Origin of the sequence: Azospirillum brasilense (assembly GCF_008365405.1) — a bacterium.
GTDB classification, from domain to species: domain Bacteria; phylum Pseudomonadota; class Alphaproteobacteria; order Azospirillales; family Azospirillaceae; genus Azospirillum; species Azospirillum brasilense_D.
Map to the genome: position 1 here is coordinate 1 of NZ_QOKV01000004.1, position 13,075 is coordinate 13,075.

Here is a 13,075-nt window from a genome sequence, read left to right on the forward strand (position 1 = left end):
TCCTGAAGGACCCGGAGACCGAGGGCATCATCATGATCGGCGAGATCGGCGGCGACGCCGAGGTCAAGGGCGCGGAGTTCATCCGCGACTCCGGGACCAAGAAGCCGGTCGTCGGCTTCATCGCCGGCCGCACCGCGCCTCCGGGCCGCCGCATGGGCCACGCCGGCGCGGTGATCTCCGGCGGCAACGACACCGCGGACTTCAAGATCGACTTCATGAAGTCCGTCGGCATCGCCGTCGCCGACAGCCCCGCGAGCCTGGGCTCCACCATGCTCAAGGTCTTCAAGGGCTGATAAAGCGGTCGGCGGGACCCCATATTCCCGCCGACTGCCGAAGGACCGCCGGCCCCCGCGTCTCCACCCGGAGATCCGGGGGCCGTCCGGACCCCAGCGACAAGCAAAAAAACTCTCTGAGGGAACCGGGCAAACGCCCGAGGCAAACAAATGTCCGCTAATCTGGAGAAGACCTCGTTCCTGTTCGGCTCGAACGCCGAATATGTCGCGGAGTTGTACGCGCGCTTCCTGAAGGACCCCTCCTCGGTGGATTCGAGCTGGAACGGCTTCTTCAGGGAGCTGGACGACGACTCCCGCGCCGTCCTGAACGAGCTGAACGGCCCGTCCTGGAGCCTGGAGGAGGGCACGCTCGCCAACGGCGCGCTCGACCCCGTCGCCGCCTCGCTGGACAGCATCGGCGCCCCGGCCGCCACCAACGGCAACGCCGGCCTCGTCGCCCACGCCCAGCAGGTCTATGGCGGCATCAGCCACCAGCAGCTGCGCGCCGCGACGCTCGACAGCATCCGCGCGCTGATGCTCATCCGCGTCTACCGCGTGCGCGGCCACATGAACGCGCATTTCGACCCGCTGGGTCTCGAGAAGCGCGAACCGCACCCGGAACTGGACCCGGCGACCTACGGCTTCGGCCCGGGCGACATGGACCGCCCGATCTTCCTGAACTATTCGCTGGGCCTGGAGACGGCGTCGCTGCGTCAGATCCTGGAGATCCTGCAGAAGACCTACTGCGGGAACATCGGCGTCGAGTTCATGCACATCCAGGACCCGGAAGAGAAGGCCTGGATCCAGGAACGCATCGAGGGCGGGCGCAACCACACCGAGTTCACGGTGAACGGCAAGCGCGCCATCTACGAGCGACTGATCGCCGCCGAGGGCTTCGAGAAGTTCCTCCAGCTGAAGTACACCGGCACCAAGCGCTTCGGCCTTGAGGGCGGCGAGTCGATGATCCCGGCGCTGGAGCAGGTCCTGAAGCGCGGCGGCCAGCTCGGCCTGAAGGAGGTCGTCGTCGGCATGGCCCACCGCGGCCGGCTGAACATGCTGACCAACTTCATGGGCAAGCCCTTCGCCGCGGTCTTCTCGGAGTTCCAGGGCAACCCGTCCAGCCCGCAGGACGTGCAGGGCTCCGGCGACGTGAAGTACCATCTCGGCACCTCGTCGGACCGCGACTTCAACGGCAACATCGTCCACCTGTCGCTGACCGCCAACCCGTCCCACCTGGAATGGGTGAACCCGGTCGTGCTGGGCAAGGTGCGCGCCAAGCAGGCGCAGCGCAACGACCTCGACCGCGAGCAGGTCATGGGCGTGCTGATCCACGGCGACGCCGCCTTCGCCGGTCAGGGCATCGTGGCCGAGACGCTGGGCCTGTCGGAGCTGCGCGGTTACCGCACCGGCGGTACCGTGCACTTCATCATCAACAACCAGATCGGCTTCACCACGAACCCGACCTATTCGCGGTCCGGCGTCTACTGCTCGGACATGGCGAAGATGGTCCAGGCGCCGATCTTCCACGTCAACGGCGACGACCCCGAATCCGTCGTCCACATCAGCCGCATCGCCGCCGAGTTCCGCCAGAAGTTCAAGCGGGACGTGGTGATCGACATGGTCTGCTACCGCCGCCACGGCCACAACGAGGGCGACGAGCCGGGCTTCACCCAGCCGCTGATGTACAAGAAGATCCGCGCCCACGGGACCACGCGGGAGCTGTACGGCAAGCAGCTCGTCGAGGAGAACGTCCTCACCCAGGCCGAGTCCGATCAGATGATCCAGGACTTCATGAAGAAGCTGGAGGGTGAGTTCGAGGCCGCCAACTCCTTCAAGCCGAACAAGGCCGACTGGCTGGAAGGCAAGTGGTCGGGCCTGGAGGCCGCGAAGACCGACGACGAGCGCAAGGGCAACACCGGCGTGGCGATCGACGTGCTGCGCGAGGTCGGCAACAAGCTCTGCGAGTATCCGAAGGACTTCGCGATCAACTCGAAGATCGCCCGCCAGCTCGAGGCCAAGAAGAAGTCGCTGGAAACCGGTGAGGGCATCGACTGGGCGACCGCGGAAGCGCTCGCCTACGGCACGCTGCTGGTCGAGGGCAACGGCGTCCGCCTGTCGGGCCAGGACTCGGGCCGCGGCACCTTCTCGCACCGCCACGCGGTGATGTACGACCAGAACACCGAGAACAAGTACATCCCGCTGAACCACCTGCGCCCCGACCAGGGCCCGTTCGAGGTTCATGACAGCCCGCTGTCCGAGGCCGCCGTGGTCGGCTTCGAATACGGCTATTCGCTGGCCGAGCCGCACAGCCTGACCCTGTGGGAGGCGCAGTTCGGCGACTTCGCCAACACCGCCCAGACCATCATCGACCAGTTCCTCTCGTCGGGCGAGTCGAAGTGGCTGCGCATGTCCGGCCTCGTGCTGCTGCTGCCGCACGGCTACGAGGGCCAGGGTCCGGAGCACTCCTCGGCCCGTCCGGAGCGCTTCCTCCAGATGTCCGCCGAGGACAACTGGCAGATCTGCAACCTGACGACCCCGGCGAACCTGTTCCACGCCTTCCGCCGCCAGATGCGCCGGCCCTTCCGCAAGCCGCTGGTGCTGTTCACGCCGAAGTCGCTGCTGCGCCACAAGCTGTGCGTCTCCAGCCTGTCGGAGCTGGCCGAGGGCACGAACTTCCGCCGCGTGCTGGGCGAGACGGCGACGGACCTGCTGCCGAACGAGCAGATCCGCCGCATCGTGGTCTGCACCGGCAAGGTCTATTACGACCTGCTGCAGGAGCGCACCGCGCGCGGCATCAAGGACGTGGCGCTGGTCCGGTTGGAGCAGCTCTACCCGTTCCCCCGCTCCGCCCTGACCGAGGAGTTCGCCCGCTACCCGAACGCCGAGGTGGTGTGGTGCCAGGAGGAGCCGGAGAACCAGGGTTATTGGGCCTTCGTCGACCGCCGTCTGGAAGGCGCCCTCACCTCGATCGAGCACAAGGCCTCGCGCCCCAGCTACGTCGGCCGCCCGGCCGCCGCGTCGCCGGCCACCGGCCTGCTCAAGCGTCACAACCAGGAGCAGGCGAAGCTTCTGGAAGACGCGCTCGTCATCCGCTGACTCGACGCCCAGGCGTAGAACAAGAAAGTACGAGAGGAACTTATGGCTACCGAAATCAAGGTCCCCACCCTGGGCGAGTCCGTCTCCGAGGCGACCGTTGCCCGCTGGCTGAAGAAGGTCGGCGACGCGGTCGCCGCCGACGAGGCGCTGGTCGAGCTGGAGACCGACAAGGTCACGCTTGAGGTGAACGCCCCGTCCGCCGGCACGCTGGCGGAGATCGTCGCAGCCGACGGCGCCAACGTCGGCGTCGGCGCCCTGCTGGGCGTGCTGGGCGAGGCCGGCGCCGCCGTGGCCGCCCCGGCCAAGGCCGCCGCTCCCGCCGCCGCACCGGCTCCGGCCGCTGCCCCGGCGGCGGCTCCGGCCCCGGCGGGCGCCACCGCTCTGGCCGACGCCGGCCCGGCGGCCCGCAAGCTGGTCGCCGAGAAGGGCCTCGACGCCTCGCAGATCGCCGGCACGGGCAAGGACGGGCGCATCACCAAGGGCGACGTGATCGACCACGCCGCCAAGCCGGCCGCGGCCCCCGCCGCCGCTCCGGCCGCCGCCCCGCAGAAGTACCAGTGGACCGCCGGCACCGCGGGCGACCGTCCGCGCGCCGCGCAGGAGGAGCGGGTCCGCATGACCCGTCTGCGCCAGCGCATCGCCGAGCGCCTGAAGGAGGCCCAGAACAGCGCCGCCATGCTGACCACCTTCAACGAGGTGGACATGACCAACGTCATGGCGCTGCGCAACGAGTATAAGGACTTCTTCGAGAAGCGCCACAAGGTGCGTCTCGGCTTCATGTCCTTCTTCGTGAAGGCCGCCATCCAGGCGCTGAAGGAGATCCCGGCGGTCAACGCCGAGATCGACGGCACCGACCTCGTCTACAAGAACTACTACGACATCGGCGTCGCCGTCGGCACGCCGCAGGGTCTGGTGGTTCCGATCGTCCGCGACGCCGACAAGCTCGGCTTCGCCCAGATCGAGGGCAAGATCGGCGAGCTGGGCAAGAAGGGCCGCGACGGCAAGCTGTCGATGGACGAGCTGACCGGCGGCACCTTCACCATCTCCAACGGCGGCGTCTACGGCTCGCTGATGTCCACCCCGATCATCAACCCGCCGCAGTCGGCGATCCTGGGCATGCACAAGACCCAGGAGCGTCCGGTCGTCGTGAACGGGAAGATCGAGATCCGTCCGATGATGTATCTGGCCCTGTCCTACGACCACCGCATCATCGACGGCAAGGAGGCGGTGACCTTCCTCGTCCGCATCAAGGAGAACATCGAGGACCCGCGGCGCCTGCTGCTGGACGTCTGATACGCACAAGGGAACACCGACAAGGGGATTGCGGGGGGCACCGTCCTCCCGCACCCGACCGCCGGGGACGAAAGCCTCCGGAACCTGAGGAAAGGCGCCGCAAGGCGCCTTATTTTTTGCCGTCACACCGTCGAACGCCCATCACACCAGCACGGCGGCGATCCGGGCAGCGGTGTCCTCCGGCTTCACCACCCGCTCGGCGGGCAGGCGCAGCGTCATGGTCGTCCCGGAGCCCAGCGTGCTGACGCAGGTCAGCGAGCCGCCGTGCAGCTCCATGAAGTTCTTGGAGATCGACAGTCCCAGCCCGGTGCCCTCGAACTGGCGGCTCGCCGAGTTGTCGGCCTGTCGGAAGGGCTGGAACAGATGCTCCATGAAGTCCTTCGGGATGCCGATCCCGGTGTCGGCCACCGACAGGGCCAGGGCGCCGTCCTCCTCGACGCGGGCGGCCAGGGTGACGCTGCCGCCCTCCGGCGTGAACTTCACCGCGTTGGACAGCAGGTTCAGCAGCACCTGCTTGAAGGCGCGTCGGTCCACCCAGATGGCGGGAAGGCCGCCGGACACGCCGTTGCGCAGGTCCACCCCGCTGTCGGCGGCACGGTCGCGGACCATGGTCAGGCACTGGGCCACCGCCTCGCAGGGGTCGATCACCTCTTCGGACAGCTCGTAGCGGCCCGCCTCGATCTTCGACATGTCGAGCACCGCGTTCACGATGTCCAGCAGATGCTTGCCGCTGTCGTGGATGTCCTTCGCGCAGGATTTCTGGCGGTCGTTGAGCTTGCCGAAGAACTCGCTGTCGAGGATCTCCGAGAAGCCGATGATGGCGTTCAGCGGCGTCCGCAGCTCATGGCTCATGTTGGCCAGGAATTCGGACTTGGCGCGGTTGGCCATTTCCGCCTGGCTCTTGGAGGCGAGCAGTTCGGCCTCCTGCTGCCGGCGCTTGGTGACGTCGCGGATGACGCCGACGAAGACGCGCCGCGCCGCCCCATTCTCCTCCGGCCCACTCTCGTCCGGTCCGCTCTCCCCATCCGGTCCACCCAGCCGCAGCGCGCTGACCGCCAGATTGATCGGGAAGGTGCTGCCGTCGCGGCGCAGCGCCAGGACCTCGCGATCGTTGCCGATGATGCGCGAGCCGGCATTCGGGCGGTAGCCGGCCATCGAACGGTCGTGGCCGGCGCGGAAGCCTTCCGGCAGCAGGATGTTGACGCTCTGCCCCACCACCTCCGCCTCGGCATAGCCGAACATGCGCTCCGCCGCGGGGTTGAAGGTCTCGATGATGCCGCGCGAGTCGATGGTGACCACCGCGTCCACCATGGATTCCAGGATTCCGCGGATGCGGCGGGAGGCGCGCTCCAGCCGGTTCTGGTCCTGCTCCCGCCGGGACTGCTGCCGCTCCACGTACCAGGTCAGCAGGGCGATCACCACGGACATGGCGAGGCCCATGGCGATCCATACCGCGCTGTCGCGCTTCCATTCGCCCAGCGCCTCGGCCTTCGGCAGGGTGGCGGCGACGGTGAAGGGATAATCGGCGACGCGGCGGACGCTGGCGATGCTGGGGCGCCCGTCGGTGGGCAGCACAGTGTCCAGAGTCGCCGCATCCCGCGTGCGCAGCACGGCGTCGACTTCCGGCCAATCGGCCAGCGTGGCGAGGCGCCGGCGGCCCTCGTCCCAGGGGCGGTGGATCAACACCGTGCCGTCGGCCAGCGCCAGGGTGACCGTGCCCTCCAGCCCCAGCCGCAGCCCCTCGAAGCCGGCCCCCAGACGCAACGGATTGATCATGGCGACGACCACCCCGGCGAAGCTGCCGTCCGGGTGGGACCAGCGGCGGCTCATCGGAATGACGTAGGTGCCGGGGAAGGCCATGCTGGGGACCGGCGCGCCGATGTGAAGCCCGCCGTCCGAGGCGTTCTCGTCCCGGTGGGCCGCGAAATAGGGCCGGTTGGTCAGGTCGAAGGCCGGGGGGCTGCTGTCGGCGGAGTGGTGCAGGACGCGGCCCTGCTCGTCCACCACGATCAGGCCGGAGATCGGGCCGATGGCGTCGCGCCGGTTGCGCAGAAGGGCGTTCACCGACGGCGCCGCCGCGGTGCGGGCCTGCGGATGGGTGTCCAGGATGGTGACCAGATCGGACAGCAGCAGGTCCACGCTGAACACCGTTCGGACGGCCTGCTCCTCCAGGATGCGGGCGAGGTTGCGGGTCGAGCGCTCGGCCCCATGGACGGCCTCGGCGTGGCGCTGCCAGACGCCGTAGGCGATCATCGCGTTCACCACGACGATGAAGGCCACCCCGGACGCCCTCATCAGGAAGCGCACCGACCCCAGAATCTCGAACAGCCGCTCCCCCAGTCCGGAGGGTGGCAAGTTCTCATCGCGAACCGGATTGCGGCTGGCCATGGCTGTGAACAAATCTCCGCACGCAGTCCAAACGGGGCCGTTAAGGGACCGACCGCGTGGCATTACCCAACGCAAGACGGTACCGCCCTCGGCCACCGCCAATCTCGCGCGAAAACCATAATGGAAGTTTAACCTTAATGCATCAATGAACCCGACCCGCCGGACGGTCGATTGGCGCTTTGCCTGACGCCCGCCGAGCGTTAAGAATTCGCGGGGGTCGGGGATCGTTGCGCAAAGGAACAGGGACGATGAACAGCCAGAAAGACCGCAAGGCCGCGATCCTCGCCGCCACGCTGTCGTCGCTGTGGACGGACACCGAACCCGCCGTGCGCGAGCGCGTGACCGCCATCGCGCTCGCCGACGCCGACGCGATCTCGGACATCTTCTACGCAATCCTGCTGGACCGCCCGGACAGCAACGCCTTCCTCAGCCACACGCTGGTCCAGGAACGGCTGCGCCCGTCGCTGGCGCGCTGGATCGCCGCTCTCTTCACCGCCTCCACCGACGAGGCCATTGCGGCGGTGCTGGAGCAGAATTACCAGGTCGGGCTGATCCACGCCCGCATCAACATCCCGCTGACGCTGGTCAACGCCGGAATGCGGATCGTCAAGAAGGAGCTGTCCACCCGCCTGCTGGCCGCCGACCTCAGCCGCGCGCAGACCGCGTCCGCCATCCTGTTCGTCGGCGAGTTGCTGGACACCGTGCTGGACAACATGCACGAGGCCTATCTGGGCGACCTGTTGGGCAACGTCCGTCACCAGCAGTCGCTGAAGATGTTCATGAGCGGCCCCAACCTGGCGCTGGAGGGCGAGCGGCTGAAATCATCGCTGTTCGATTGGCTGCGCAACACGGTTGTGTCCTTCTACGCGCACGAGGACAGCAATCACGCGAGCCCGCCGCCCATCGAATCGTCCGATTTCGGCCTGTGGCTGAACCACAAGGCGGAGCTGACCTTCGGCCGCGTGACCGAATTGGACCTCATCCGCGAGCGCACCACCCGCATCAGCGCCAAGGTGACCGCCGCGGTGGAGGGCGGCTTGATCACCCCCGCCTTCGTGAAGGAGCTGAACAACGACGTCACGGAGATCGCCTACGTCCTCGGCACCATCATCGGGAAGGCGATGGAGATCGAAAGCGGGCGCGACCCGCTGACCCGCCTGCTGACGCGGCGCTTCATGCCGGCGATATTCCAGCGCGAGGTGGCCATCAGCCTGCGTCACGGCAAGCCCTTCGCCGTGCTGCTGATGGACGCCGACCATTTCAAGACGATCAACGACACGCTGGGCCATCAGGCTGGCGATTCCGTCCTGTCGGACATGGCCGAACTGCTGCACACCCATGTCCGGGCCGGCGATTTCGTCTTCCGCTACGGTGGGGAGGAATTCCTCATCCTGCTGACCGAAATGGACGAGGCGGCGCTGCGCGTGAAGGCCGAATGGCTGCGTCAGACGGTCGAGGAGCATTGTTTCCATGGCACCGGGGGCGCCGGCAACGGGCTGCGGGTCACCGCCTCCATCGGGGCGGCCCTGCACGAGGGGCACCCGGATTACGAACACACCGTCCGCCGCGCCGACGCCGCGCTCTACGAGGCCAAGCGCCAGGGCCGCAACCGCGTGGTGATTGCCTGAATGGTGATTGCCTGAATGGTGATTGCCTGAATGGTGATCGCCTGAGCGTGGCTGCGTCCCGGCATCGGGCGTTGCCCTGCGGTGACGCATCGGATACGTAAGACCTTTCCCTGCCGAGACCTGCGAATTCCATGTCTGACGGACCGCTTTCGCTCTACCGGGCCCGCCGCGGCACCGGGACGCTGCGCCCCGACCCCGATCAGGAGCTGGCCGCCGAGAAGCTCCAGAGCCTCCACAAGGCGCTGAAGGGCTACAGCCCGCAACCCGCGGGGAAGGCCGGCGGCGCGAAGGCCGGCTGGCTGGAGCGGTTCGGGCTGGGCCGCCCGCGCTCCGAACCGGCGGAGGCGCCGCAGGGCCTCTACCTGTACGGCGGCGTCGGACGCGGCAAGTCGATGCTGATGGACCTGTTCTTCGACACCGCCCCGGTGGAGAAGAAGCGCCGCGTCCATTTCCACGAGTTCATGCTGGAGGTGCACGAGCGCATCCACCAGCACCGCCAGTCGGGCAAGAGCAAAGGCAAGGACGCCGACGACGCTCTGCCCGAACTGGCCCGCGCGCTGGCCGACGAGGCGTGGCTGCTCTGCTTCGACGAGTTCCACGTCACCAACGTCGTGGATGCGATGATCCTCGGCCGGCTGTTCACCAGCCTGTTCGACCTCGGCGTGGTGGTGGTCGCGACGTCCAACTGGCCGCCGGACATGCTCTACAAGGACGGGCTGCAGCGCGAGCTGTTCCTGCCCTTCATCGCCCTGCTCAAGGAAAAGCTCGACGTCCTGGCGCTGGAGGGCCCGACCGACTACCGGCTGGACCGGCTCCAGGGCAAGCCGGTCTATTTCTGGCCGCTCGGCGCGGAGAGCGACGCCAGGATCCGCCGGACCTTCGAGACGCTGACCGATGGCGCCCGGGGCGAACCGGCCCATCTGTCGGTCCAGGGCCGGCGGGTGGAGATCGCCTGCGCCGCCAAATGCGTCGCCCTGGTGGATTTCTGGAGCCTGTGCGGCAAGCCGCTGGGGGCGGCCGACTACATCGCCATCGCGACGCACTTCCACACCGTGCTGATCCACGGCGTGCCGACGATGAAGGACGAGCTGCGCAACGAGGCCAAGCGCTTCATGACGCTGATCGACGCGCTCTACGAGCACAAAGTCAACCTCGTGGTCGCCGCCGAAGGCCCGCCGGAGCGGCTGTACCCCGAGGGCACCCACGCCTTCGAATTCGAACGCACGGTCAGCCGCCTGATGGAGATGCAGTCCGAAGACTACCTGCGCCAGCAGCACCTGACCTGAGGGGCCGGGGCGTAGCGCCTCCGCCCGTGTTACCACGGCGATGCCGCCCTACTCCCGTTTCGCGCCGAAGCTAAACGGGCGCCCGACGTTGTATTGCTGAACGTCGGTCCAACGGCGAGGGAGAGGGCGAGGCATGCCTTGGCGGTCCCAGTGCGGTGCACTGACGATGGCGCTATTTCTGACGGCACCGATCCAGTCCGCCCCCGCCGCCGCGGCGGGCAGCGTCGACTGCTGGCTGCTCGACGGGGAGGCGCTGACCCAGGCGCGCGAGGGCGGCTTGTGCAAGGACGCCTTTTCCCGCAATTCGCAGACCGGGGCGGCGCCGGTCGTCCCGGTCACCGCGGCTCCACTGCCGGCCCGCAAGCCCGACCCGCCCCCGAAGAAGCGGGTCGTCACCGTCCAGCGCAAGGCGAAGGCGCAGCCGGACTCCCAGGCGGCGGCCATCGTCCGGCCCGCGGGCCGGAGCGGAGCGGTCGCCGAGGTGGATTTCGGCACCCAGTTCAAGCGCGACTGGAACGCCCTGATGAAGAAGCTGCTTGAGCCGTAAGGCCCCGCCGGGTCAGGTGCGGGCTTCGTCCAGCCACTTCCTCACCGCGGGCGGCTCGTAGGCCGCGAAGGCGTCCAGGATGCCCGCCGCCGTGTCGCGGACGATCAGCATGTCGCGGTGCTTGGGCTGCATGAAGCGCTCTCCCGCCACATGGTCGAGGAAGCCGGCCAGCCCGTCGTAGAAGCCAGCGGCGTTGAGCAGGCCGCAGGGCTTGTCGTGGCGGCCGAGCTGCGCCCAGGTCCACACCTCGAACAGCTCCTCCAGCGTGCCGATGCCGCCGGGCAGCGCGATGAAGCCGTCCGACAGCTCGGCCATCAGGGCCTTGCGCTCGTGCATGGTGGCGACGATCCGCAGCTCCTGAAGGCCCTGGTGGCCGACCTCCTTGTCCATCAGGAATTGCGGGATGATGCCGGTGACCGTGCCGCCGGCCGCCAGGACCGAGTCGGCGATCCGCCCCATCAGGCCGGTCCGCCCGCCCCCGTAGACGAGGCCGATGCCACGCTCCGCCATGTGGCGGCCAAGCTGCTCCGCGGCCTCGCCATAGGCCGGGTTGGTGCCGGGGTTGGACCCGGCGTAGACGCAAATCCGCATGTCGTTCCTCTGTGCGCGCCGTCTCTCGGACGCGTGTCGTAAGGGGCTTACCGGACGCGGGTGACCGTGAAGCGCTGGCTGGGGTTCACGAACTCGTCCTGCGCCGCGATCAGTTGCAGTTCCCGCGTGCCCATCCGGCGGGTGGTCTGGAAGATGGCGTAGATCGCCGCCGCCGCCTGCTCCAGCGCCTCGGCCGGATCGAAGACCTTCAGGTAATGGGCCAGGAACAGGGCGGCCACCGCGTCGCCCGACCCGTTGGGCGGCGGGTCCAGCGGCAGGCGCGGGGTGGAGACCAGCCACGCGCCATCCCGGTCGTCGGCCAGCATCTCGATGTGGCCGGGGTCGGCGTCCTTACGGGTCAGGCTGGTCACCAGGACCAGCCGCGGCCCGCGCTCCCGCAGGGCGGCGGTGGCGGCCAGCGCGTCGTCCAGCGTTTCCACCGTCCGGCCGGTCAGATACTCCAGCTCGAACTGGTTGGGCGTCATCAGGTCGGCGGCGGGCACGGCGTGGTCGCGGATGAACTCCGGCAGGCCGGGACGCACGAAGAAGCCGCGCCCGACGTCGCCCATCACCGGGTCGCAGGCGTAGACGGCGCGCGGGTTGGCGGCCTTCAGCCGGGCCGCCGTCTCGACAATGACCTGACCCAGCCCGACGTCGCCCATATAGCCGGAGAGCAGCGCGTCGCAGGTCGGGAGAACGCCGCGCGCGGCGACGCCGTCCATCAGGTCGGCCACATGCTCCGCCGTGAAGACCTGCCCGGTCCATTCGCCGTAGCCGGTGTGGTTGGAGAACTGCACCGTGTTCACCGCGATGGCGTCGCATCCCAGCCGTTGCAGCGGGAACACCGCGGCCCGGTTGCCGACATAGCCGTAAGCGACGTGGGACTGGATCGAAATGACGGTCTTCATGGGCGGACGATCCGAAAGGTTGGGGGCGCATCCTAAACCGTCCGCGCCACACGCTGGGGATGTTTCCATGCAGACCAGAGTTTCACGCCCTACGCGCCGCATGGACAGGGCGCGCGGGCGCGGCTAATCCTGCGGCAACGACACGAGACCGCTTGAGGGAATGCCATGGCCGCCACCGCCCGCCCGCGCCGCAGCGTGCTTTACATGCCCGGCTCCAACGCCCGTGCCCTGGAGAAGGGGCGCAGCCTGCCCGCCGACGGGCTGATCCTCGATCTGGAGGACGCCGTCGCCCCTGACGCCAAGGCGGAGGCCCGCGCCACCATCAAGGCGTCCATCGCCGCCGGCGGCTATGGCGGGCGGGAGCTGGTGGTCCGCAGCAACGGGCTGAACACCCCCTGGGGCTACGACGACCTCGTGATGGCCGCCACCAGCGGGGCCGACGCCGTGCTGCTGCCGAAGGTGGAGAGCGCCGACATGGTCCGCCAGGCCGAGGCGATGCTGCGCGCCAACGGCTCGCCGGAAGGACAGACCATCTGGTGCATGATGGAGACGCCGCTCGGCATGCTCAACGCCAAGGAGATCGCCGGGGCCAGCCCGAAGCTGGGCGGGCTGGTGATGGGCACCTCCGACCTCGCCAAGGATCTCCACGCGGCCCACACGCGCGACCGGCTGCCGATGCTGACCAGCCTCGGCCTTTGCCTGCTGGCGGCGCGGGCCTACGGCCTCGCCATCCTGGACGGGGTTCATCTCGACCTGAACGACGACGCGGGTTTCGCCGAATCCTGCGCCCAGGGGCGGGAGCTTGGCTTCGACGGCAAGACGCTGATCCACCCCAAGACCATCGCCGCCTGCAACGCCGCCTTCGCCCCCGGCGAGGAGGAGGTCGCCCAGGCCCACCGCATCATCCAGGCCCACGCCGAGGCCGTCGCCCAGGGCAAGGGGGTTGTTCTGGTGGATGGGCGGCTGGTGGAGAACCTGCACGTCGAGAACGCCCGGCGCCTCGTCGCGCTGGACGAGGCGATCCGGGCGCTGGCGACGGCGGGCTGAGGCCCGCCGCTCCGCTCAC

The 13,075-nt window shown here is 68.5% G+C and carries 9 protein-coding genes and 1 pseudogene; 7 read left to right on the forward strand and 3 right to left on the reverse strand.

Translation table 11 applies throughout. The annotated features are described in order from the left end of the window. The 3 genes and pseudogenes from DS837_RS08520 to odhB form a co-directional block, all read left to right on the forward strand. A pseudogene (locus DS837_RS08520) lies at window positions 1–293 on the forward strand (succinate--CoA ligase subunit alpha); the annotation flags it as partial. Window positions 294–443: 150 nt separating this feature from the next. Further along, a complete protein-coding gene (locus DS837_RS08525; protein ID WP_149164348.1) occupies window positions 444–3,368 on the forward strand; it encodes a 2-oxoglutarate dehydrogenase E1 component in 2,925 nt (974 codons plus the stop codon). A 42-nt stretch (window positions 3,369–3,410) separates the two neighbouring features. Then, on the forward strand, window positions 3,411–4,661 hold the full coding sequence (odhB, locus tag DS837_RS08530; protein ID WP_149164349.1) for a 2-oxoglutarate dehydrogenase complex dihydrolipoyllysine-residue succinyltransferase: 1,251 nt from the start codon (window positions 3,411–3,413) through the stop codon (window positions 4,659–4,661). A 141-nt stretch (window positions 4,662–4,802) separates the two neighbouring features. Here odhB and DS837_RS08535 read toward each other — a convergent pair whose 3' ends face one another. Next, on the reverse strand, window positions 4,803–7,016 hold the full coding sequence (locus DS837_RS08535; RefSeq protein WP_247889828.1) for an ATP-binding protein: 2,214 nt from the start codon (window positions 7,014–7,016) through the stop codon (window positions 4,803–4,805). 281 nt (window positions 7,017–7,297) lie between these two features. Between DS837_RS08535 and DS837_RS08540 the strand changes: the two genes are divergently transcribed. The 3 genes from DS837_RS08540 (at window position 7,298) to DS837_RS08550 (ending at window position 10,510) form a co-directional block, all read left to right on the forward strand. Continuing rightward, on the forward strand, window positions 7,298–8,677 hold the full coding sequence (locus tag DS837_RS08540; RefSeq protein ID WP_149164350.1) for a diguanylate cyclase: 1,380 nt from the start codon (window positions 7,298–7,300) through the stop codon (window positions 8,675–8,677). 131 nt (window positions 8,678–8,808) lie between these two features. After that, window positions 8,809–9,963 carry a cell division protein ZapE gene (gene zapE, locus DS837_RS08545; RefSeq protein ID WP_149164351.1) on the forward strand — a complete coding sequence of 385 codons (1,155 nt, stop codon included), beginning with the start codon at window positions 8,809–8,811 and terminating at the stop codon, window positions 9,961–9,963. A gap of 166 nt (window positions 9,964–10,129) precedes the next feature. Continuing rightward, entirely contained in the window at window positions 10,130–10,510 is a 381-nt protein-coding gene (locus DS837_RS08550; protein WP_149164352.1) for a hypothetical protein, read from the forward strand. Window positions 10,511–10,522: 12 nt separating this feature from the next. Here DS837_RS08550 and DS837_RS08555 read toward each other — a convergent pair whose 3' ends face one another. Continuing rightward, window positions 10,523–11,101, reverse strand: a complete 579-nt coding sequence (locus DS837_RS08555) for an LOG family protein (RefSeq protein ID WP_149164353.1) — start codon at window positions 11,099–11,101, stop codon at window positions 10,523–10,525. 47 nt (window positions 11,102–11,148) lie between these two features. Beyond that, entirely contained in the window at window positions 11,149–12,009 is an 861-nt protein-coding gene (gene pdxY / locus DS837_RS08560; protein ID WP_149164354.1) for a pyridoxal kinase PdxY, read from the reverse strand. 165 nt (window positions 12,010–12,174) lie between these two features. Here pdxY and DS837_RS08565 point away from each other — a divergent pair, with 165 nt between their 5' ends. After that, the gene (locus tag DS837_RS08565) at window positions 12,175–13,056 is read left to right on the forward strand and encodes an HpcH/HpaI aldolase/citrate lyase family protein (RefSeq protein WP_149164355.1); all 882 of its coding nucleotides are present in this window, start codon (window positions 12,175–12,177) and stop codon (window positions 13,054–13,056) included. Window positions 13,057–13,075: the final 19 nt, after the last annotated feature.

Excerpts from the sequence above, each read along its gene's own strand:
- DS837_RS08525 (WP_149164348.1), top strand. The coding sequence starts at position 444 with ATGTCCGCTAATCTGGAGAAGACCTCGTTCCTGTTCGGCTCGAACGCC.
- odhB (WP_149164349.1), top strand. The coding sequence starts at position 3,411 with ATGGCTACCGAAATCAAGGTCCCCACCCTGGGCGAGTCCGTCTCCGAG.
- DS837_RS08540 (WP_149164350.1), top strand. The coding sequence starts at position 7,298 with ATGAACAGCCAGAAAGACCGCAAGGCCGCGATCCTCGCCGCCACGCTG.
- zapE (WP_149164351.1), top strand. The coding sequence starts at position 8,809 with ATGTCTGACGGACCGCTTTCGCTCTACCGGGCCCGCCGCGGCACCGGG.
- DS837_RS08550 (WP_149164352.1), top strand. The coding sequence starts at position 10,130 with ATGGCGCTATTTCTGACGGCACCGATCCAGTCCGCCCCCGCCGCCGCG.
- DS837_RS08555 (WP_149164353.1), bottom strand. The coding sequence starts at position 11,101 with ATGCGGATTTGCGTCTACGCCGGGTCCAACCCCGGCACCAACCCGGCC.
- pdxY (WP_149164354.1), bottom strand. The coding sequence starts at position 12,009 with ATGAAGACCGTCATTTCGATCCAGTCCCACGTCGCTTACGGCTATGTC.
- DS837_RS08565 (WP_149164355.1), top strand. The coding sequence starts at position 12,175 with ATGGCCGCCACCGCCCGCCCGCGCCGCAGCGTGCTTTACATGCCCGGC.